Consider the following 20518-nt stretch of genomic DNA (forward strand, 5'->3'; position numbering starts at 1 on the left):
AATGAGCCACCCGTTGAACGATCTACCTCTACCCGAAGGCATTCGCGCACGCCATGTCGACAACGGCAATGGCCTGTCGATGCATGTTCTCGAAGCCGGTTTCGATGCGCCCGACCGGCCATGTATCGTCCTCTTGCATGGCTTTCCCGAGCTGGCGTATAGCTGGCGCAAAGTGATGCTGCCGCTGGCCGCGGCGGGTTATCACGTCATTGCGCCCGACCAGCGAGGTTATGGCAGGACCACGGGCGCGGACACTTCCTTCGATGCCGATCTCACTCGCTTCGGCTTTCCCAACCTCGTGAGCGATGTGCTCGGGCTGATCTCGGCGCTGGGCTATCGCCGGGTCGCGGCGGTGGTCGGCCATGATTTCGGCTCGCCCGTGGCAGCATGGTGCGGCGTGATACGGCCGGACGTGTTCGCCTCGGTCGTCATGATGAGCGCGCCATTTGCCGGACCGTCCGCGTTCGCTTTCGATACCGCGCAGGACGATCCGACGCGCGCGCGCATCGACGTGACGGCCGCATTGTTGAAGGACGCGGTCGACGGGCTCGCGTTGCTCGACCCGCCACGCAAGCACTATCAATGGTATTACTCGGGTCCGCAGGCGGACCACGACATGCGGCATGCGCCGCACGGACTCGCCGCGTTCCTGCGCGCCTACTTCCATGTCAAGAGCGCGGACTGGGCGGGCAACCGGCCGCATGCGCTCGATGGCGTCACGGCAGACCAGCTTGCCTTGCTGCCGACCTACTACGTGATGAACGCCGACGCCACCATGCCCGCGACGGTCGCCGAACATGAGCCGGGCGAAGTGCAGGCCGCGTCATGCGCGTGGCTCACGAACAGCGATCTGGACATCTATGCGAGCGAATACGCGCGCACCGGCTTTCAAGGCGGATTGAACTGGTATCGCTGCGGTACGGATGCGCATCAGGCAGCCGCGTTGCGGACATGGTCGGGCGCGACCATCGACGTCCCTGCGTGTTTCATCGCGGGGAGCAGCGACTGGGGCGTGTATCAGCGTCCCGGCGACTTCGATGCGATGCGCCTGCTGGCCTGCCGGAATTTTCGCGCCGCGCATCTGATTGAAGGGGCGGGACATTGGGTGCAGCAGGAACAGCCGGCCACCGTGGCCAGCCGTATCCTGCGTTTCCTGAGACAGGACGCGCCGGCGTTCTAGCCGGCTTGTCCTGCTGCATCACTTCGCCGGCGTGCGTCCCTTCTTGATGAGACGCGCGACGCGATGTGCACCGAGCCGCCACTCGTACGGATTGGTGTAGTCGAACTCTTTGACCTTGCGATACAGGTAAGGCCAGAAGGAGCCTTGGGCGCGCCGTGATTCATGTACGCGCTGGTCGCGCGACAGTTTCCGGTTGTCGTTCCAAGGGAACGTACGCACTTCGCTCGATGCCCGCCTCGGCAAGCCGAATACCATTGAATAGGCATAGCGCGGCGCATCGGACGGATTGGGGCCGGCAAAGTGCAGCGTGCGCCCGCCATGAATCGTGCAATCGCCGAGCTGCAACGGACAGATCACCGCGTCCTTGCTTTCGAAACCCGATGTGCATTCGAGGCCGTGCGTGGTGGGGTCCCCGCCAATCGGCCCATGCGGCAGGACCGGGCCCAGGTGCGATCCGGGAATGAACTGCATGCAGCCATTCTGGAGCGACACCGGTTGCAGCGGGAACCAGAAGTTCACTTCACGATGTTCGATGCGCGGATCCGTGAAGGCCTCGTCCTGATGCCAGGGCGTGACAGCCTCGGTATGCGACGGCTTGTGGAAAAAGCTGTCGCTGACGAAGCGTGCCTTGGGTCCGAGCAACTGCATCGCCACGCGCTGCGCGCGCCGTGCCAGATCCATTTCAAGCAGGCTGCGCTCGAAATGCGAAGGGTGATGCAACTGGGCGAGCTTCGGCTTTTCCGGCCCTTCGCCTTCAGGGTAGAAGTCGAAGAGCAAGCCTTCGTTGAATCCCGCCTTTTCGCGCAGCAGGCGGTCACCCACACTGCGCAAGGTCTTGAGTTCCGCGTGCGTCGCGACGTTTTCCAGACGGAGAAAGCCGTCTTTCCAGAAGTTCCCGCACTGCGATTGGGATAGTGTTGTCATCTCCCTTGTCGCCCCGCTCAAAAGATTCCTCTGCCGGTTTATAAAATCCGGTCAGTGGAACAGCACACAAATTAACGCACTGTTCGGTATCGCACAGTACGCCGCCCTGGCCCCCTAAAACTCGGCATAAAAACTGCCGCTTTATTCTTCAACTTTTTCGACGCGACGAAGGACGAAAAGCTGCAAACGACAGCTTTCAGCGGTGTCGGTAGGTATTGCCTGTAGCGTAAGAAAGATGAACAACAATTTCCGGTTTGCATCCGTTTCGTCAGGAAATCGGAATGCTTTGAGCGCGATTGCACTAACTTCAGCAACAGTCTAACGAGACAAGCATACGATAAGCTTTCAAAACAACGTTCGCTGAAATGTCGTTTGGTTGGCTAATGCACGAAACAAACCTACTTTGTCGGATATTGACGAACCACACGGCGGCATATAACTAAGGCCGTCATTACTTCGAGTCATTGCTGACTGCATCACTACGGAAATCCATAGCTTTCAGTTTATTAACCCATGGCGCGCCATTCGGCAAAGCCAGAAGTTGTATCCATACGTGTATCAAGTTTCATCGTGTAAAAATCTCGGGAATTGCGCTGATTTGTAGGAACTACGGCGTGCGCGCCCGTGTCCACGGGCCTCGCGGCCTGTCAGGTTTTGGAGGTCGGAACGAACCGCGAGGAGAGAATGGATGGAGAAGGGACGTGTTGCCGCGCTCGACGCTGGACGGGCGCTCGCGATCGTCGGGGTGGTCGGCGTACACCTGTCGTTTCAGTTTCCCAACTTGCCCGGCACCGTGACGTCGATCGCGCGCATGGGGCAGTACGGCGTGCAACTGTTTTTCGTGATCAGCGCGATCACGATCTTCATGACGCTCGAAGTGGATCACGCGCGCTGCGCCGATGCGCGTCACGTCACGCTGCGCTTCTACATCAAGCGCTTCTTTCGCATCGCGCCGCTGTATTACGCGGCCATCGCCGTCTATGGGCTCATCAGTTACGGTGCGACACAATCAGGCATCGAGCGCGCGTGGATACTCGGCGCGCACGGCCCGATGGACATCCTCCTCAACCTGGTGTTCCTGCATGCGCTCTCGCCGACGGCCATCAATAACGTCGTGCCGGGAGGCTGGTCGATCGGCGTCGAAATGCTGTTCTACCTGATTGCGCCGCTGCTGTTCTTCGTCGCAGTGGATCGCACGCGCCTGATGCTGGCCACGGTCGTCTTGCTGGCGACATCGCTCGGTGTGATGTCGATGAGCGAATGCCACGGCACGCTCGAATGCAATGTCGCCAACAATAGCTTCGGCTATTTCTGGCCGCCGGTGCAAGGGCCGTGCTTCATCGTCGGCATGTGGGCATGGTATGCGTTCCGCTCGCATCTATTAGGGGCATCCGCTGTCACCCGGCGCGTGTGCGTGATTTACTTTGCGCTTGCCATTGCCTTTGCGCTCGTGACGGGCGCGCTCGGCGTCTGGTTCGACAAGGCGCATGCGCTCGCGCCCCTCGCTGCGGCTTGCAGTGCGGTGGCGTTCCTGCTGTTCGTGTGTTCTCAGCAGGCGCGCAAGCAGCGCGGCATGCCGCGCAGCGCCTCTAGCGAGCGTTTTAAAGGAGTGCGGCGTTGCGCCTCCGCACTCGGACGCGAAAGCTATGGCATTTATCTGTGGCACTTCATCTGCGTCTACCTGACGTTTCATTTTTTCGATCGCGTCTTCGGGCAGAAGAACGGCGAGACATCCATTGCGCTGTTCGGCGCGACGCTGGTCGGCGTGCTGGCTGTCTCGTATGCGCTGTCGCGCGTGTCGGACCGGCTGATCCAGGGGCGCGCCACGCGACTGTCCCGACGCCTGCTGGCCAGCGTCGACCGGCGCTTTCACCTGACGCGTGAAGCCCGGGCATCGGCGTCGAAATAGCCCATGACAGAAACCCGGCGCCCCCTCAGCCGATACAACGCAATACTCGCCACGAGCGTGATGGCTTCAGTAAGCGCGACAGTCATCCAGATGCCGCGCGGACCGAGCCATGCGGTCAACAGCCATAACATCGCGAGCAACAGCAGCCAGCTGCGCATGAGGGCAACGAGCATCGATGCGAGCGGCGCCTCGATGGCCGTCAGGTAGCCGCTGATCGCGACGTTGATCGCGGCGGGCACGAATGCCAGCGCGCACCATGGCAAGGCCTGATGCAACAGCGCTTGCGCAGCGGAGTCATTGGGCACGAAGAGGGCGCCGAGCGGTTGTGCAAGCGCCAGGCAGGCAAGCGCGGCAAGCAGCGCGAAGCCGGCAGTGGTGACGAGCCCGGTGCTGAACGCGCGTGTCACCGCATGTGGATTGCCCGCGCCGCGCTGGAAGCTCACGATCGGCTGCATGCTCTGCACCAGCGCAACCATCGTGACCGAGGCGATCATCGTGACGTACTCGACGACCGCGAACGCGACCAGCCCGGTGTCGCCAAGCGCACGCAACACCGCGTGATTGAAGGCGAAGATCGTGACGCTCGGCGCGATCTCGCCCAGGAATTCCGACACGCCGTTATACGCCATGCGCCACGCATGTCCCGGCGTTGCGAAAGCGCGCGCGACAGGGCGCACGCGGCGCGCGCGGACAAAGTGATAGGCGAACATCGGCACGCACGCCAGCGCCTGACTGAGCCCTGACGCCCATGCCGCGCCGCGCATGCCCCAGTGCAGATGACCGACCATCCACCAGGTCAGCGCGACATCGGCGATACCGCCCGCGATCAGACAGGCAAGACCGAACTTCGCCGCGCCCTCGATGCGCAGGAAGAGTTCGAGCGCATAGCATGCGGTGGGAAACAGCACGAAGGGTGCATAGGCTTGGAGGAACTGCGTCGCGAGCACGGCCAGATCGCCGCGTGCGCCGGTCAAGCGCACGAAGGTATCGGCGTGAAGGAGAATCGCCAGCGCGAATCCTGCGCTGCATGCGCCGAGCAGCCACAGCGCCTGGGTGAAGGCTTCGGCTGCCTCGCGTTCGCGCTGTTCGCCGAGCAGTCGTGCGACGAGCGTGGAGCCGCCCACGCCGATCATCACACTGAATGCATAAGGCAAATAGAGCAGGGGAACCAGCAGGTTCAGCGCGGCAAGGGCATCGGCGCCGATGTATCGTCCGATGAAAATTCCGCTGATGACCGAATGCATGCAATAAACCCATGCAGCGAGCACCGTGGGAACGGCAAGCTTCGTGAACTGCCGGAACAGCGAATCATTTGACGAATGCATGACGACACAACCAGACGTGACTCGCGGGGTGCGTCAGCCGCAGCACGCGACGCTTCGATCATGCGCGGCGAGGCAATGACATGGTACGGCGGGCGCAAGCCGAAGCCCTTCGGGCGACGGAACTGCGCCACGCGTTCTGGCGGCGCGAGATCACGCCAGCGGGCTCGACAACGAAGGACATGCGCGATTGCATCTTGCATGCCGAATAAAGAATTCACCTTGCATCGACGACGATGCAGGCATTCGAGCGCAGCGCGAAAGAAGAGGTTCCTGAAGACGTACCTGAAGACATGCGTAACCGAATCATGATTCGCATGCAGTATTCAAACGGCCAAAAATGTGAAAGTCAGCTTCCCGATGCTTCCATCGGCCGGTCGGGTTTGTCACGCAAGCCATACGCCGTCAGCATCCGATACAGCGTGACGCGCGAGATGCCGAGTTCGTCGGCGGCTTCACCGAGACGTCCCCGATGGCGCAGCAAGGCCACTTCGATCGCCTGCCGCTCGGCGGCTTCGCGCGCCTGTGCGAGCGTCATCGGCGCGGCCTCGGCATACTCGCCGAGTTCGAGGTCGCTGGCGAGAATCTGCCGTCCTTCCGACATCACGATGGCACGGCGCACACGATTGATCAGCTCGCGCACATTGCCGGGCCAGCCGTAGTTATGGAGCGCTGCGATCGCGCAGGGCGAAAAGCCGCGCAGGCGACGGCTCGCATCCTTGCGAAAGCGTTCGAGCATGTGGTTCGCCAGCAGTTCGATGTCCTTGCCGCGCACGCGCAACGGCGGCTCGTCGATCTGCAGCACGCACAGACGGTGATACAGGTCCGCGCGAAAACGTCCTTCGATCATCGCGGCCTGCATGTCGACGTGCGTGGCCGAGATGATGCGCACGTCAACGTCCGTCGAGTCTTGTCCGCCAAGACGTTCGATCTTGCGTTCCTGCAGAAAGCGCAGCAGGCTTGCCTGGCTTTCGAGCGGCAAGTCGCCGATTTCATCGAGGAAGAGCGTGCCGCCGTCAGCCGCTTCCACCCGGCCGATCTTGCGTTGATTTGCACCGGTGAACGCACCGCGTTCATAGCCGAAGAGTTCGGATTGCAGCAGGTGAGGCGGAATGGCGCCGCAGTTGATTGCCACGAAAGGCTGTTCGCGCCGCACGGAACGCTCGTGGATGGCCACGGCCGTGAGTTCCTTGCCGGTGCCGGATTCGCCGGAGATGAACACGGGCGCGTCGGTCATCGCGACTTTGCGGACCGAGCGGTACAACGCCATCATGGCGTCGCACGAGCCCACCATGCCGCCTTCCACGCAGTCGTCCTTGCCGGTGTCGCGCGACGCATTGTCGTGCAGCGACACCATGCCGTACGCATGCCCCACTGCATCGACCAGACGATCCGCGGCCGACGGCACGGTCACATAGTCGAAGCAGAAGTCGCGGATGAGGCGGCAGATCTCGGGGCTTTCGACGTAATCGGCATCGACCGTCGCCACCCAGCCCACCTGATAGGTGGCGAGCATTTCGCTCAGGAGCGCGGGTTCGTTGGCGAAGCCGCGACGGGTCAGATCGACGATGCCCGCCGCCGCGCGCTTGCCTTGCTTCGAGGATTTGGCCGGCTTGGCCGGATCGATGCGTTCGATGGTCCAGCCGCGTGCATGCAGCCGTTCGGAGAGATCTTCCGATACCGTGCGGCCTGCGTAATAGAGCGTTCTAGTTTCCCCGTGCATGGCTGTTGTTCCCGTTCTTATATATGCAGAAGCAAGTATGCATTGGAATGCATCGTGACGACACGTCTCGCAAACGATATGCAGAATTTGAATGTTTGCATTGGTCGGCGGATTTCGATTAATAAATGCAAGGCATTTATTGCTATACGTACTTTCGCAATGGGCAAGCCTTGCGGCCCATGCCTGCGGACACGACGAGCCTGCCGGAATGCCGGCGCCGGTTGCCGATTGCGGCGCCGCTCACTCATGAATAAAACTTGGCAGATCATGAAATATCAGATAATTATCCGGTTGCTGCAATTTGCGTTTGCGAACTGCACGATGCAAGCGTAAAGTTCATCAATGTTTATCGTCTGACGAATTTCCCGCGAAATATGGACACAGCCGAAAACTCCTCTTCCGTTTTTCAGCCGCGCTTGCTTCTCGTGGACGATGACCCGGCGATGATTCGCATCATCGGCGAGATGCTCGCGGAATGTCCCGACCAACGCTTCGCCACCACCGGCGAGGCCGCGCTGGCCCTGGCGCGCGAATCCACGCCCGACCTGATCCTGCTGGACGCCAACCTGCCGACCATGACCGGCTTCGACGTGTGCGAAATCCTGAAGCGTGACGCGAAGCTGTCGCGCGTGCCCGTGATCTTTGTCACGAGTCACGACGCGCCGGCGCTCGAAGTCGATGCCTTCAACATGGGCGCATCCGATTACGTCATCAAGCCGCTGGTCGCCTCGCGCTTGCAGGCACGCGTGCGCGCGCAACTGCGCTTGACGGACCGCGCGCTGCACATGCATGCCCGCGCGCACGAAGCAGACGCGCAGGCATCGGCTTCGGCAGGGCCGGGTGTACGCTTGCTCGGCATCCTTGGCAACGATACGGCGCTGGCGCAACGTGACGCGCTCGAAGCGCTCGGTGCGCTCGATGTCGTCACGGATCGCGAGGCCGCGCTGAATCTCATCGCGCGCGGCGAACCGGACGCCATCGTGCTCGATTCCCGCTGCAGCAACGCACCCGGCGAAATGGAAGCGCTCGAACAGACCGTCCGCGCCTTGCTTGCACCGAATCCGCTCGTGCCGCTCATCGTGCTCGCCGATGCCTGCGACGCCGACACCGAACGCCGCACGCTCGATGCGGGCGCGGCCGATGTCATCGCGAAACCCGCGAAGCCTGCGGTGCTGCAGGCGCGCGTGCGCGCGGCGCTCGCGTCCGCCCGTCGCGCGCGTGAAGCGCTGCGTGCGGCGCTGGAGGCATCGGCGGGTGCGAACGTTCATCCGTTCCCCGTGTACGTGCGCGAGCCACGCGGCAGTTGAGCCTCGTTTGTCGCTTGTATTGCTGCTATCGCGAAGCGCGCGCGTCCCGCGCGTTTCGCGTCATAGAGCGCATCGTCGGCGGCCTTGAGCAGCATGTCGGGCGTGCTGCCGCGCGCCGGCCGCATGCACGCCACGCCGACGGAAATCGTCACGCGCGTCTCCACGTCCGATGACACATGACCGATGTCGAGCGCGCGCACGCCATCGACGATGCGTTGCGCAATGCATTGCGCGCCCGCGAGATCGGTCTTCGGCAACAGGCAGGCGAACTCCTCGCCGCCATAACGCGCCAGCTTGTCGTAGGGGCGGCGCAGCGCATCCGCCAGCGCCTTCGCGATGGCCTTGAGACAGGCATCGCCGGCCAGATGACCGTAGTGGTCGTTGAAGCGCTTGAAGCAATCCACGTCCACCATCAGCAGGGCAAGCGAGGTCTCTTCGCGCACGCACTGGCGCCAGTCCGCGTGCAGGTCTTCATCGAACTTGCGACGGTTGGACACGCCCGTGAGTCCGTCGAGCAGGGCACTGGCGCGCAGCAGGTCGCCCTGGAACTTGATCGTCAGATGCGTGCGCACGCGCGCTCTCGTGACCACCGGGTTGATCGGCTTGCTGATGAAGTCGACGGCGCCCAGTTCGAGCGCCTTGACTTCATCGTCCGCGCGATCCTGCGACGTGATGAAGATCACGGGTACGTCGCGCGTGAGCGGATCGGCCTTGAGGCGGCGGCAGACTTCGTGTCCGTCGAGATCGTCCATCACGACATCGAGCAGGACCAGGTCCGGTACTTCGGCCTGGCATATCCGGAGTGCCTGCGCGCCGCTCGTCGCCATGAAGATGTCGCAGTGGTCGTGCAGCAGCTCGTAGAGCACGCGGATGTTGAGCGGCTGGTCGTCAGCGATCAGGAGCTTCGGACGGCGGTTCGCATGCAGCAACCAGGTTTGCAGAAGCGCTTCCATGTCAGACCTGCTCCAGCATGTCGCGCGCGATCTTCGACGCACGCGCGAAGTCGAGCGCCCTGACACGTGCGAGGAAGTGCTCGAAGTCCTCGCGCTGCACGCTGGGCGCATGCGCCGACAGGTCCTCCGAGAGCGCGATGGCCTGCAGGTTCGATGCATCGAGCAAGGTCACGATGGCCGTGAGGCGCGCGCGCCAGTCTTGCTCGTCGAGCGGCTGGGGCTGTGCGGGTTCCTGTGACGGCAGCGAAGCGTGCGCGAATGCCTGCGTCAGTTGATCGACACTCGATGCAAGCAGTTGCTGCATGCGTGGAAGTCCGGAGCGGATAGAGGCGAGCGCGCGGTCGTTGTCATCGCGATGCAGGAGATCGCTTTCGAACTGACTCGCAAGCTGGGCGAGCGCCATGGCGCCCACCGTGCCCGCGCTGCCCTTGATGGCGTGCAGCACCGAGGCGGCGCCGTTCGCGTCGTGATCGGCGAGCCGTCCCGCAAGGTGGGCCAGTTGCGCTCCGGCTTGCGCGCCGAAGTCGCCGACGACCTGTTGGATCAAATTCAGGTTGCCGCCGAAGCGCGCGATGATCGAACTGCGTGCTTCAATCGTTGTCCCTGCGCTCGTTTTACCCGGGGCCTCAGCGTGCGCCTGCTTGCGCAACACGGCCACCAGCCGCTCGACGTCGATCGGCTTGCCGACGTGATCGTTCATGCCCGCTTCCAGGCAACGCTCGCGATCCGCGCCGGATGCATTGGCGGTCATTGCGATGATCGGCAGCGCGGCGAAGCGGCTGTCGGTGCGAATCAGCCGCGTGGCTTCCAGGCCGTCGAGATCGGGCATCTGCACGTCCATCAACACGGCGTCGAAGTTCATCTCGCCCGCGCACACGCACTCCACGCCTTTGCGCCCGCCTTCTGCCAGCGTCACGTGCGCACCTTCGGCGAGCAAAAGGCCTTCCGCGACCTGGCGGTTGAGCGCGTTGTCTTCGACCACCAGCAGCTTCATGCCCGAGAGACGCTGCGCGCTTGCGGCATCACTACGCGCCGGCGCATGGGCCGGCCGCGTGCCGCCCGGTCCGGGCAATGCTGCACGAATCGCGTTGACGAGCTGCTTCGGCGTGACCGGTTTCGTGAGGAAGCCCGCAAAAGGCGCCGTGCCTTCTTCCTGCGATTCACGCAAGGTCTCGCGGCCGAACGCCGTGACTAGCAGCACCGGAGGCGGCGGAGCGCTGCCTGTCATCGTGCCGATGAGCCGGGCGGCGTTCAGGCCGTCGAGGCCTGGCATGCGCCAGTCGAGCAGGGCGATGTCATACGGCGTGGGGCCGCGCGCGGCCTCGCCGATGCGCTCGACTGCCTCGATGCCGCTCGTGACCACGTCGGCCTGCCAGCCCAGTGCGCGCACCGTGCGCGAGAGGATTTCGCGGGCGATTGCGTTGTCGTCGGCGATCAGGATGCGTGCGCCATGTTCGAGCACCGGGCTTTCATCCGGCAGCACGGCGGCCGCGCGTTCGACACCCAGCGTGACATCGAACCAGAAGCGGCTGCCCTCGCCAACACGGCTTTCGACTTCGAGCCGGCCACCCATCATGCTGATGAGGCGCTTGCAGATGACGAGCCCGAGTCCCGAGCCGCCGTAGCGTCGCGAGGTCGAAGCTTCGGCCTGCGTGAAGCCTTCGAAGATGCGTTCCAGTTGCTCCGCGCTGATGCCGATGCCGCTGTCGCTCACCGAGATGCGCACGCGCGCCATCTCGCCAGCCGCGTCGCGCGACCGGTCGAGGAGATGCATGCTGACGACGATCTCCCCACTCGACGTGAACTTGAGCGCATTGCCCGCCAGATTGATGAGCACCTGTTGCAGCCGGAAGCCGTCGCCGACCAGCATGTCGGGCACGGCGGGGTCGAGATCGAACAATACTTCGACATCTTTCGCGCCCTGATTCCCGGACAGTACGACGCCCAGTTCCTCCAGCAGTTTCTCCGGCTCGAACGGATGATTGTCCAGCTGCAGCTTGCCTGCTTCGATCTTCGAATAATCGAGGATGTCGTTGAGCAGATTCAGCAGCGACCGCGCCGCCATTTCGGCCTTGCCGATGTAGTCCTGCTGCCGAAGATTGAGCGCGGTGGACTGCACCAGATGCAGCATGCCAAGCACCGCATTCATCGGCGTGCGGATTTCGTGACTCATGTTCGCGAGGAACGAGGACTTCGCCGCGCTGGCGGCATCCGCCTGTTCCTTCGCGTTGCGCAGATGGAATTCGAGTTCGTACTGGTCTGTGATGTCGTAGTTCACGCCCGTCATGCTCAGGGGCGTGCCGTTTGCATCGCGTTGCGCGCGCAGCCCGCTCTGGATGCGGCGCGTGGTGCCGTCGGGCAGGACGATGCGGAACGGCGGCAGTGAATCGGCAGCGCCCGCGGCCACGGCGCGCAGGCCCGCGTCGATGCGCTCGACATCCTCGGCGTGGATGCGCCGGCGCCAGTGTTCGAAATGCAGGCCGTTGTCCTGCAGTTGCGGCGGGTATTGATAGATATCGAACATGCGGGCGTTCCAGTGCAGCTTGTCGGTGGCGAGATCCCACGACCAGATGCCCAGTTCGGCGATGTCGGCAGCAAGCAGCAACTGGTCGCGCGCATCGGCGAGTTCGCCACGCTCCTTCTTTTGCCGCGAGATATCGGTAATGACAGATACAAAATGCAAAGCACCATCGAGGCGCATCGCGCCAGTCGACACGTGCGCCGGGAACGAGGTGCCGTCCTTGCGCAATCCGGAGAGCTCGCATTCGGCCGTCGCGACGCCCGATGTGCCCTTGAATTGCATTATGTATTCGTTATACCCGTCGAGATGAGGCGGCGGCACGAGCATGCGGATGTTCTGCCCGATGATCTCGCTCGCCGCGTAGCCGAACACCCGCTCGCCGGCGGAATTGAAGGAGCGGATCGCGCCGCGCTCGTCCACGGTGATGATCGGGTTGATCGCCGTGTCGAGTACGGTGCGCGTGGTGGCGAGACTGCGCGCCAGTTCCTGTTCGACGCGCGTGCGTGCGTTGATCTGGCGCACGAGGGTCGAGCCGAAGAGGGCCAGCACCAGTGCCAGCATCCCGGTGACGGCGGCATGCCAGAGCGTGTCGCGCCACCATGGCGCGATGATCTCGTCGCGCGACAGCGCCGCCGCGACGAACAGCGGATAGTCCGGCAACTCGCGGAAGCTGTTGAGGCGCGTGATGTGGTCCTGCGACGAGCTGATCGTGAAGACACCCGAGCGGCCTTGTTCGAGGTGCGAGCGGAACAGCGTCGTATCGAGCACGTTCTTGCCGACGAAGCGGTCCTCGAACGGACGACGCACGACCATCGCGCCGGAGTTCAGCACGAGCACGGCCGCGCCGTCCTCGCCAAGATCCAGGCTTTCGTAGAAGGTCGAGAAGAAGGTCACGTTGATCGTCGCCAGCGCCACGCCCGCAAAGCTGCCATCGGGCGCATCGATGCGGCGGGACACCGGCACGATCCATTTGCCCGTCGAGCGGCTCTGCACCGGCACGCCGATATGGGTTCCCTGATCCGTGTGCGTGCGGTGGTATTCGAAGTACTCGCGGTCGGAGTTGTTGAAGCGTTGATCGAGCACCGGCTGGGAGTTGACGATCCAGGCGCCGGTCTTGTCGTAGATGAAGAGGCCGTTCAGCTGCGGCAGCTGCCCGACCCGCGCGACGAGCGAGCGGTGCAGGCGCGCCAGCGACTCGGGGCCGGTGCCGTCTTCCTCGACACGTTCCACCATGCCGAGCAGCGTGACATCGGCTTGCCTGAAGGTGTCGTTGGCGTGTTGCGCCATCGCGCGCGCGAGGTTGGACGTGGCGGTCGTCATCTCGTCGAGCTGGGCGCGACGTGCGGCGAGACTGCGCCAAACGTCGGTGCCGATCAGCAGCACGCAGACCGCGACGATGAACACCGTCATCCTGGATGTGAGCGAATGACGACCGGGACTGAGCAAGCCGTTTATCTCCGAGTGAGCGTGGCAAGGGGCACGGCGGGGCGCAAGGACCGAAGGCTGCCGTATCTTATCGCGCCCTTCGCAGATGGCCGGCTGGCGCGCCGGCCGGGGCGTTGCGCGGCTGTTCAGGCTGTTTACGGCACCCGCGCGGGCGAGCTTGATCCCTTATTTCGGGAATTTTCCGCGCGCATTCGCGGTTTGGATGGTTGGAAAGCAGATCACGGCCGGCCGTCGACGTGTTGTTCACGCACAGACTTTCAGGTTTGAAAGCGTTGGCCGACGTCCGACACGGCGCCGCGCTGTCGCGCTCTGAAGCCTTGCAGGACGGGCGTTTAACGAAACTGGCACGGCTGGTGCATTGCAATGCCGACACCCGCCGCCCAGCGACTTCCTGATCGAACGAAACATCAGTGAATCATTGAATCCATCGCTCTGCCGGCACTGAAACGCATGACCTGTTGCCGAAAGTGGAGTGAACCATGTTGGGAATCCTGATCGACGTGTCCAGAGAAATCCTGTTGCCCCATCTGATCTGCTGGATCCATGTGCTGCTCAACCGCGCCGAACACGGTCGGCGCGATGCCTGGCTGGATTCGTGCGCCGACATCGGCGAACTCGAACGGCGCATGCGCGCATGCGATCAGACGGACGCCTGACTTCATCATCCATCGACCCTTCACCATGTTGACGACTTCGAACAACGATAAAGCTGCCGTTTCCGTCATCGCCCTGCATTGCTCCGGCTCGGGCGCCAACCAGTGGCGACCCTTGCGCGAGACGCTTGCCTCGCTGAATCCGCCGCACGCGTTCTTCGCGCCCGAGCACTACGGCTGCGACGACGTCGGCCCGTGGAGCGGCGAGCGTGCCTTTACGCTGGCGGACGAAGCGGCTCGCACGGTCGAGATCATCGACCGTCATCCGGGCCAGGTCCATCTGGTCGGTCATTCGTATGGCGGCGGCGTGGCGTTGCGCGCGGCGCTCGAACGCCCGCGCGACGTGGCGAGCATCACGCTGTACGAGCCTTCGGCGTTCAATCTGCTGAAGGGCATGGGCGCGGACGGCGCGCGCGAGTTCGCCGAGATTGTCGCGATTGCGTCGCGCACGGCGGAGGGCGTCGTTGCAGGCGACCTGCGCGGCGCCGCGACGGCGTTCGTCGATTACTGGGGCGGAGAGGGCGCGTTCTCGGCGTTGCGGCCCTCGGTGCAGGCGATGCTCACGCGCTGGGTGCCGAAGGCCCCGCTCGACTTTCGCGCGCTGATCCACGAACCGACGCTGCCCAGCGCCTACGCGAAGCTGCGCATTCCCACACTCGTGATGCGTGGCGAACATGCGCCCCCGCCGACGCGGCTCATCGCGGAGATCCTCAGCACGCTGATGCCCGTCGCGCAACTCATGACCGTGCCGGAAGCCGGGCACATGGGTCCGCTCACGCATGCGGACGCGGTCAACGAGGCGATTGCCCGTCACATCGCGCAGTGTGGCGAAGCGCTTGAAAGCCTAGCCGAGTAAGCCGTCGCGCGACGGGCCGGTGTTGCCCTGGCGCTGGATGAGTCTCGCGCGAAACCAGAAGGTCCACGCGAGCAGGCCGCCGTACATCGCGTAGCTCACGACAGGCGACACGACCAGATAGCGTTCCACCGGCCAGGTCCACGCGAACCAGAAGCGCAATGCGGTTTCAGCGGTCAGCCCGATGCCCCAGACGAGCGTCATGAGCCGCAGCGAGCGGCGCAGCCCGGCGCTTTCATTCCAATAGGCTTCGAAGCGTTCGGCGCCGTTTTCCTGCTCGCGCGTGACGGTGGCGCGCGCCAGATAGAAGATCAACGGGCGCTCGAACAGGAGCGAGAAGAGGAAGACGATGCCCGTGGCTCCCGCGGCGAGCGATTCGCGCACGAGCAGGATGCGGGGACTGCCGCCCAGCGCGAGCAGCACGATGGACAGCGCGATGCCGAATAGCACCAATGCGGAGAGCGCGTCGACGCGCCTCGAGCGCGCGAACTCGGCGAGACTCCAGACGAGCGGCGGTGCAGCCGATGCATAGAGCGCCCCGACATCGCCCCAGTAGGGCAGTGCGAGCCGATAGGCGAGCCACGGCAGCAGAAGATTGGCGACGAGTTCGAGCAGGAGGCCGGGCTTGATTTTTTTCATGAGCTCGCGGAAGGAAATCGCGCAGTGCGCGAGAACATCTTGACCTTGAACTCAGTATAAAAGATCAGCTGTGCTGGAATGAGGGAGATTGGCCGCCCGGCGTGCGGGCGGCCTTATTCGAGCCTGAAACGAAGGCTTATTTCCTGCCCGCTGCAGCGGCGCCATTCGTGCCATTCACACCGTTGGCCGTGCCCGCATTGGCAGCGTTGGGGTTATAGGTCGAGTTGTTGTTATAGCCGGGATTCGTCGTATTGCTGTTGGCATTGTTCGAATACGCGTTGTTGTTCGAGCGCAGAGGCTTCGGCTGCAGCGTCTGATTGATGATGCCCATCTGCCCCATCTTCTTCGCGGCCTGGCTGTCGGCACTGGCCGTCGATGCAAAGCACAGCCCGGCCGCGCCGGCGATCAGCGCGATGTGCATGGCGCGTCGCGGTGCGCGTGTGGGATCTTTCTTCATGACCGCCTCCTGTTTGGCGCTTGTCGTGTGAGCAAGCATGTGAACGCGCAATGAGCGCGTGGCAAGCATATAGGGTCGTGCAAGCGGAATGCCCAGCATAGAAAGGGTTTTGCCTAGGTGATTCATCGGATGTGAGGCATGCGTCAAGCGTGTTGAGCGGCTTCTTTCAGCGCCTCGGCAAGCAGGCGTGCGTGTGGGGTCAGCGCGTCGAAGTCGCGTGCGCACAGATGCAGGCGGCGCGTGGCCCAGGGCTCCGACAGCGGCACGATGACGAGTTCCGGCCGTTCGAGCATTCGCGCCGAAGCCTCCGAGAGAATCACGAGCCCGATGCCCGCCGCCGCGAGCATGCCGATATTGTCGATGCTGCGCATGCGGATGCGATAGTTGATCTGCCGCCCGATACGCGAGGCGCGCTCGGCCAGATGCATTTCGAGCGCGGCATCGGAGAGGCCGACGAACGATTCCCCGACGATCTCCGCGAACGCCACCGCGCCTTCACCCGCGATCCGATGCGACCGATGCGCCACGACCACCAATTGATCCTGCGCGATCAGATGCGTCTGGAGCATGCCGAGATCCGTGGTATCGGAGACCACGCCGAGATCGGCGCGGCCCTCGGCGATGATCTGCACGATATCGACGCTCGGACGTTCATCGAGGTCGATGGAGAGATCCGGGTAATCGGCGAGGAAGCGCGCCAGCCGTGGCGGCAGCAAGGCCGCGAGTGCGGCGGTGTTCGAGAGCAGCTTGATGCGGCCTTTGAGGCCGGTGGCGAAGGAGCGCAACTCGCCGCGCATCTGTTCGACCTGACCGAGAATCGCTCGTGCGTGACGGGCGAATGCTTCGCCGGCAGCGGTCGCCTGCACCCCGCGCCGATTGCGCTCAAGGAGCGGCGCACCAAGCGCCGCTTCCATGCCCGCAATGCGTTCGCTCGCGGAAGCCAGCGCGAGATGCATGGCCTGCGCGCCCGCTGTGATGCTGCCGCGCTCGATGACGGTCAGGAACAGGCGCATGTCGGTGAGGTCGAAACGCATGACGCATGCTTCGGCGGAACCGAAGTCTCACATTGGAAATGCCAGATTGTAAGCGTGCGGTCCTGCCGATAGCATCTAGCGCATGCAATCCATTCTTCTCGTCAGCGGCGCGGGTTTTCTCGCGGGCGCCATGAACGCACTGGCCGGCGGGGGCTCCTTCGTCAGCCTGCCCGCGATGATCGCCGCCGGCTTGCCCCCGGTTCAGGCGAACGCTTCGAGCACCGTTGCGCTGTTTCCCGGCGGCGTCGTGAGTGCGTGGGCGTATCGCGACGGGCTAGGGCCCGTCGGCTCGGTATCCATCCGCAGGATGCTGGTGGTGACGCTGATCGGCGGCTTCGTCGGGGCGGCGCTGCTGCTCTCCACGTCGTCGAAGACCTTCTCCTTCGTGTTGCCCTGGTTGCTGCTGTGCGCGAGCATCACGCTCGCCTTCGGGCGCACGCTCGGCGAAACCTTGCGGCGCCGCTGGCATATCAGCGCGCCTGCCGTGCTGTCGATTCAATTCGTGCTTGGCGTTTATGGCGGCTACTTTGGCGGCGCGGTCGGCATCATGATGATGGCCGTCTGGGGACTGCTCGATGCACGCGATCTGAAGAGCCTCAATGCGCCGCGCACGCTGCTGGTGAGCGCGGCCAATTCGGTCGCGGTGCTGACCTTCGCGGCCGCGCAAGCCGTGCGCTGGCCCGAAACCCTGGCCATGCTGCTCGCGGCGATGCTCGGCGGCTATGGCGGCGCGCAGCTCGGCCGGCGTGCGCCGGCGCAACTGATCCGGGCGGGCACCTTGCTCGTCAGCGCAGGCATCACGATCGCGTTCTTCGTGAAGACCTATGCGCCGATGCTGTTCCACCGCTAAAGCCTGTTCCGATGCATGGAGGCGATCATGATTCCTGCGCTGCTTGAAACCATTGGTGCGCTGTCCTTGCTGGCAAGCGTGCTGGCAAAGATCGCCTGGCTTTACGCTGACCCTCGGCGTGAAGCGGAAGTCCCACATGGTGTGAGTTTGCGGCGCAGAGCACGCGAGGTTCGACGCTCAATGCGAGCCGGGAGCCAGGCCAGGAAGGCCGAGCGCGCTGCGCGCCGCCTCATAGTCGCGGATGAAGCGCGGATCGTCGTCCATTTCGCGCGTCATCCAGCGCGTGAGGTCATCGCGGCAGGCAGGGTCGGCGATATCCGTGAAGCATGGCGAATTCGCCGACATCATGCTCGCGGCCCAGTAGAAACCGAATAGCGCCTGTTTCTCGGCCGGATCCATCGTGATGGCGTGCGGATCCTTGCCGGAGAACCAGTGATCGAGCTTCGCGGCAAGCGATGCTTCGGTTTCATGGCTGTCGTAGGAGAACACATAGCCGCCGCCGGCTTGAGCCGTATGGAAGTCGTTGAGGACGACGGCGGAAGCAAAGCGTACGGCGCGGGGGTTCAGGGCGAATGACTGCGCTTGGGCATCGCAAGCGGCAAACCACAACGCGACGAGCAATGCATTTGTTTTTTGCCGAACGCGTGCGCGGCATTTTTTCCGATCGCTTGCCTGAATCACGGGAAATAGAAGAAAGAATTTCGCCTTGGCGCCGGGATGGCCAGGCTAAAAATCATATTAATTCTACGGATTTCCGCCGCTTGCCGTGCGAAACGGAAACCTGGCACGTTGCGGCACGTTGCATAAGGCAGGTTTGGCCAAGCTGCTAACGCCGCTCCGGCGTTTCATTTTCTGCTTGTCAATGCAAAACGGCCCTTGCGGGCCGTTTCGTGCCTGAAGGCTAAACCGCCTGACTTACAGCGGCTGAATCGTCGAAGCTTGCTTGCCCTTCGGGCCTTGCTTGACTTCGAAGCTCACCTTCTGGTTCTCCTGAAGCGACTTGAAACCCTTGGATTGGATTTCGGAGAAATGTGCAAACAGGTCTTCGCCACCGTCATCCGGCGTGATGAAGCCAAAACCCTTTGCATCGTTGAACCACTTAACAGTACCCGTTGCCATTTGTCCAAACCCTTTTGAGACGTATTCGGTTGAAGATGCGCCCTTAAATTTCGAGCGGCAGAGAGTTTTACCACGCCAGTACGCGAACTTCAAATAAGCGTTTCTGCTAAGAGACGTGACATTACATCGTCATACTCGCTGCAGCCAGTCTTGTCCGCCCGAATGTTTAGTTCGGATACGCTATGTTCGGACTTTAATCAGGGGCGCGCATTCGATTATCCATGACTTTCAACCGGCCAAAAACAAATAAGCGTCTTGTATGGCAGAAGCTATCCCGCATGGCGCGGCCGGCGGTCCCGTTCTGGAACCGGTTGCCAAGGCAAGCGCGTCATCCGCGCCCTGTGAAGCGTTTTAGCAGGCCGCGCTTGCCGATGTCGGTTTGCTGGAGGAAGACTGCAATCACGATGATCAGGCCTTTAAGCACCAGTTGCGTATTGCTGTCGATATCGTTGAGCAAAAGAATATTGCTCAAGAAGCCGAAAATCAGCACGCCCGCGACCGTGCCCGACACGCGCCCGACCCCACCCGCGAGACTCGTGCCGCCGATCACCACGGCCGCGATCGCATCCAGTTCCCAGCCCATGCCCGCATCCGCCTTGCCTTGTCGGTATTGCGCGGCGTAGAGCACGCCGACCAGCGCGGACAGCAGTCCCGACAGCGCATAAGCGGCGGTCTTGTGGCGCGCGACGGAAAGCCCCGAGATCAGCGCGCATTTCTCGTTTCCGCCGATGGCGTACAGGTACTTGCCGAACACCGTACGGTTCATCACGAAGCCGACCACGACCGCGATTGCCAGAAAGAACAGCGCGGGAACCGGCACCACGTTGAAGAGTAGTGCGCGCAAGGCCTCGATGTCCGTGGTGGCGTTGGTGCCGCTGTAAATCGAATAGACCGCCGTATCCTGGCCGGCAATCAGGCGCGCTGCGCCGAGCACGCCGACCATCGCGGCCAGCGTGACGATGAAGGGCTGCATGCGTCCCCGTGTGATGATCCAGCCATTGAGCGCGCCGACTGTAAAACCCGCGAGTGGCACGATGCCCATGACGGCGAGAAGCGGCATGCGATGCGCGCCATGCAGCGCGATGGCGGCGCAGGCCAGCAACGCCGCGACGAGTGCGATGCCTGCCTGCGGCAGCGCGCTCGCGGGCCGTCGTGCGGGCTCCGGGTTTCTTGTATTCAAAATGCCGCGCGCGACGCCGGACACGGTGAAGACGATGACGAACACCGCGATCGCCACCAGCACGATGGACGCATGGGTCGCGCGATTCCAGCCGTCGGTGGTGAGCAGCATCGCGGTGAGTACGCTGCCGAGACCCATGATCGCGCCCACGGAGAGATCGATGCCCGCCGTGATGATGACGAGCGTCATGCCGATGGAGATCACGCCGACGTTCGCCACCTGACGGAATACATCCGAGATGTTGGCGCTCGACAGAAAGATGTTGGCGCCGTCGGCGGCATGCGGCGACGTGAGCGCGCCGACCACCAGCAACACGATAAGCCCCAGGTAATACTTGAGCGTCGTGAGGAAGGTGCTCAGGTGTCGCTGGCGAGCGTTGGCCGCGGGCTCGGCGAGTTGGTCCTGCGCATGCAGCATGATGAATGTCTCCGTGTCTTCGCCCGGCCTG

At 63.1% G+C, this 20518-nt stretch carries 17 protein-coding genes; 6 read left to right on the top strand and 11 right to left on the bottom strand.

All coding sequences use genetic code 11. From position 1 onward, the window contains the following. Position 1: 1 nt before the first annotated feature. Complete coding sequence (locus tag QCE88_RS25325) at positions 2 to 1180, top strand: alpha/beta fold hydrolase (protein ID WP_309907472.1); 1179 nt, start codon at positions 2 to 4, stop codon at positions 1178 to 1180. An 18-nt stretch (positions 1181 to 1198) separates the two neighbouring features. Here QCE88_RS25325 and QCE88_RS25330 read toward each other — a convergent pair whose 3' ends face one another. Beyond that, positions 1199 to 2104, bottom strand: a complete 906-nt coding sequence (locus QCE88_RS25330; RefSeq protein ID WP_309907474.1) for a phytanoyl-CoA dioxygenase family protein — start codon at positions 2102 to 2104, stop codon at positions 1199 to 1201. 688 nt (positions 2105 to 2792) lie between these two features. Here QCE88_RS25330 and QCE88_RS25335 point away from each other — a divergent pair. Then, positions 2793 to 4013 (top strand): acyltransferase, encoded by a 1221-nt coding sequence (locus QCE88_RS25335; protein WP_309907476.1) that lies wholly within the window; start codon positions 2793 to 2795, stop codon positions 4011 to 4013. On the opposite strand, the gene QCE88_RS25340 is transcribed toward QCE88_RS25335, so the two are convergent. Together QCE88_RS25340 and QCE88_RS25345 are read right to left on the bottom strand one after the other, a co-directional pair. Then, positions 3974 to 5338 (bottom strand): MATE family efflux transporter, encoded by a 1365-nt coding sequence (locus tag QCE88_RS25340; RefSeq protein WP_309907478.1) that lies wholly within the window; start codon positions 5336 to 5338, stop codon positions 3974 to 3976. The genes QCE88_RS25335 and QCE88_RS25340 overlap by 40 nt on opposite strands. A gap of 346 nt (positions 5339 to 5684) precedes the next feature. Next, a complete protein-coding gene (locus tag QCE88_RS25345) occupies positions 5685 to 7058 on the bottom strand; it encodes a sigma 54-interacting transcriptional regulator (protein WP_309907480.1) in 1374 nt (457 codons plus the stop codon). Positions 7059 to 7501: 443 nt separating this feature from the next. On the opposite strand from QCE88_RS25345, the gene QCE88_RS25350 reads away from it, so the two are divergent. Further along, on the top strand, positions 7502 to 8365 hold the full coding sequence (locus QCE88_RS25350; protein ID WP_409018217.1) for a response regulator: 864 nt from the start codon (positions 7502 to 7504) through the stop codon (positions 8363 to 8365). Here QCE88_RS25350 and QCE88_RS25355 read toward each other — a convergent pair. Both QCE88_RS25355 and QCE88_RS25360 read right to left on the bottom strand, forming a co-directional pair. Then, on the bottom strand, positions 8323 to 9318 hold the full coding sequence (locus QCE88_RS25355; protein WP_309907484.1) for a diguanylate cyclase domain-containing protein: 996 nt from the start codon (positions 9316 to 9318) through the stop codon (positions 8323 to 8325). The two genes, QCE88_RS25350 and QCE88_RS25355, sit on opposite strands and share 43 nt — an antisense overlap. A 1-nt stretch (position 9319) precedes the next feature. Continuing rightward, on the bottom strand, positions 9320 to 13285 hold the full coding sequence (locus QCE88_RS25360) for a response regulator (RefSeq protein ID WP_309907486.1): 3966 nt from the start codon (positions 13283 to 13285) through the stop codon (positions 9320 to 9322). A 479-nt stretch (positions 13286 to 13764) separates the two neighbouring features. On the opposite strand from QCE88_RS25360, the gene QCE88_RS25365 reads away from it, so the two are divergent. Together QCE88_RS25365 and QCE88_RS25370 are read left to right on the top strand one after the other, a co-directional pair. Beyond that, positions 13765 to 13941, top strand: coding sequence for a DUF3563 family protein (locus QCE88_RS25365; RefSeq protein ID WP_309907488.1), 177 nt, complete (start codon positions 13765 to 13767; stop codon positions 13939 to 13941). A gap of 25 nt (positions 13942 to 13966) precedes the next feature. Next, a complete protein-coding gene (locus tag QCE88_RS25370; protein ID WP_309907490.1) occupies positions 13967 to 14794 on the top strand; it encodes an alpha/beta hydrolase in 828 nt (275 codons plus the stop codon). Here the strand turns inward: QCE88_RS25370 and QCE88_RS25375 are convergent. The 3 genes from QCE88_RS25375 to QCE88_RS25385 all read right to left on the bottom strand — a co-directional run bounded on the left by QCE88_RS25375 (position 14783) and on the right by QCE88_RS25385 (position 16921). Then, the gene (locus tag QCE88_RS25375) at positions 14783 to 15430 is read right to left on the bottom strand and encodes a VC0807 family protein (protein WP_309907492.1); all 648 of its coding nucleotides are present in this window, start codon (positions 15428 to 15430) and stop codon (positions 14783 to 14785) included. The genes QCE88_RS25370 and QCE88_RS25375 overlap by 12 nt on opposite strands. Before the next feature lie 136 nt (positions 15431 to 15566). Beyond that, positions 15567 to 15887: a hypothetical protein gene (locus QCE88_RS25380; RefSeq protein WP_309907495.1), complete on the bottom strand. Its 321-nt coding sequence runs from the start codon at positions 15885 to 15887 to the stop codon at positions 15567 to 15569. 143 nt (positions 15888 to 16030) lie between these two features. Further along, the gene (locus QCE88_RS25385) at positions 16031 to 16921 is read right to left on the bottom strand and encodes a LysR substrate-binding domain-containing protein (protein WP_309907497.1); all 891 of its coding nucleotides are present in this window, start codon (positions 16919 to 16921) and stop codon (positions 16031 to 16033) included. Between the two features lie 82 nt (positions 16922 to 17003). On the opposite strand from QCE88_RS25385, the gene QCE88_RS25390 reads away from it, so the two are divergent. Then, positions 17004 to 17771 (top strand): sulfite exporter TauE/SafE family protein, encoded by a 768-nt coding sequence (locus tag QCE88_RS25390; RefSeq protein ID WP_309907499.1) that lies wholly within the window; start codon positions 17004 to 17006, stop codon positions 17769 to 17771. Between the two features lie 177 nt (positions 17772 to 17948). Here QCE88_RS25390 and QCE88_RS25395 read toward each other — a convergent pair whose 3' ends face one another. The 3 genes from QCE88_RS25395 to QCE88_RS25405 form a co-directional block, all read right to left on the bottom strand. Further along, positions 17949 to 18392: a hypothetical protein gene (locus QCE88_RS25395; RefSeq protein ID WP_309907501.1), complete on the bottom strand. Its 444-nt coding sequence runs from the start codon at positions 18390 to 18392 to the stop codon at positions 17949 to 17951. Between the two features lie 294 nt (positions 18393 to 18686). Further along, entirely contained in the window at positions 18687 to 18890 is a 204-nt protein-coding gene (locus QCE88_RS25400; RefSeq protein WP_008347993.1) for a cold-shock protein, read from the bottom strand. A 328-nt stretch (positions 18891 to 19218) separates the two neighbouring features. Beyond that, complete coding sequence (locus QCE88_RS25405; RefSeq protein ID WP_309907504.1) at positions 19219 to 20487, bottom strand: ABC transporter permease; 1269 nt, start codon at positions 20485 to 20487, stop codon at positions 19219 to 19221. Positions 20488 to 20518: the final 31 nt, after the last annotated feature.

The organism is Caballeronia sp. LZ035 (assembly GCF_031451175.1).
Lineage (GTDB): Bacteria > Pseudomonadota > Gammaproteobacteria > Burkholderiales > Burkholderiaceae > Caballeronia.

Coding starts and splice junctions, on each gene's coding strand:
- QCE88_RS25325 (WP_309907472.1), top strand. CDS start 2: ATGAGCCACCCGTTGAACGATCTACCTCTACCCGAAGGCATTCGCGCA.
- QCE88_RS25330 (WP_309907474.1), bottom strand. CDS start 2,104: ATGACAACACTATCCCAATCGCAGTGCGGGAACTTCTGGAAAGACGGC.
- QCE88_RS25335 (WP_309907476.1), top strand. CDS start 2,793: ATGGAGAAGGGACGTGTTGCCGCGCTCGACGCTGGACGGGCGCTCGCG.
- QCE88_RS25340 (WP_309907478.1), bottom strand. CDS start 5,338: ATGCATTCGTCAAATGATTCGCTGTTCCGGCAGTTCACGAAGCTTGCC.
- QCE88_RS25345 (WP_309907480.1), bottom strand. CDS start 7,058: ATGCACGGGGAAACTAGAACGCTCTATTACGCAGGCCGCACGGTATCG.
- QCE88_RS25350 (WP_409018217.1), top strand. CDS start 7,502: ATGATTCGCATCATCGGCGAGATGCTCGCGGAATGTCCCGACCAACGC.
- QCE88_RS25355 (WP_309907484.1), bottom strand. CDS start 9,318: ATGGAAGCGCTTCTGCAAACCTGGTTGCTGCATGCGAACCGCCGTCCG.
- QCE88_RS25365 (WP_309907488.1), top strand. CDS start 13,765: ATGTTGGGAATCCTGATCGACGTGTCCAGAGAAATCCTGTTGCCCCAT.
- QCE88_RS25370 (WP_309907490.1), top strand. CDS start 13,967: ATGTTGACGACTTCGAACAACGATAAAGCTGCCGTTTCCGTCATCGCC.
- QCE88_RS25375 (WP_309907492.1), bottom strand. CDS start 15,430: ATGAAAAAAATCAAGCCCGGCCTCCTGCTCGAACTCGTCGCCAATCTT.
- QCE88_RS25380 (WP_309907495.1), bottom strand. CDS start 15,887: ATGAAGAAAGATCCCACACGCGCACCGCGACGCGCCATGCACATCGCG.
- QCE88_RS25385 (WP_309907497.1), bottom strand. CDS start 16,921: ATGCGTTTCGACCTCACCGACATGCGCCTGTTCCTGACCGTCATCGAG.
- QCE88_RS25390 (WP_309907499.1), top strand. CDS start 17,004: ATGCAATCCATTCTTCTCGTCAGCGGCGCGGGTTTTCTCGCGGGCGCC.
- QCE88_RS25400 (WP_008347993.1), bottom strand. CDS start 18,890: ATGGCAACGGGTACTGTTAAGTGGTTCAACGATGCAAAGGGTTTTGGC.
- QCE88_RS25405 (WP_309907504.1), bottom strand. CDS start 20,487: ATGCTGCATGCGCAGGACCAACTCGCCGAGCCCGCGGCCAACGCTCGC.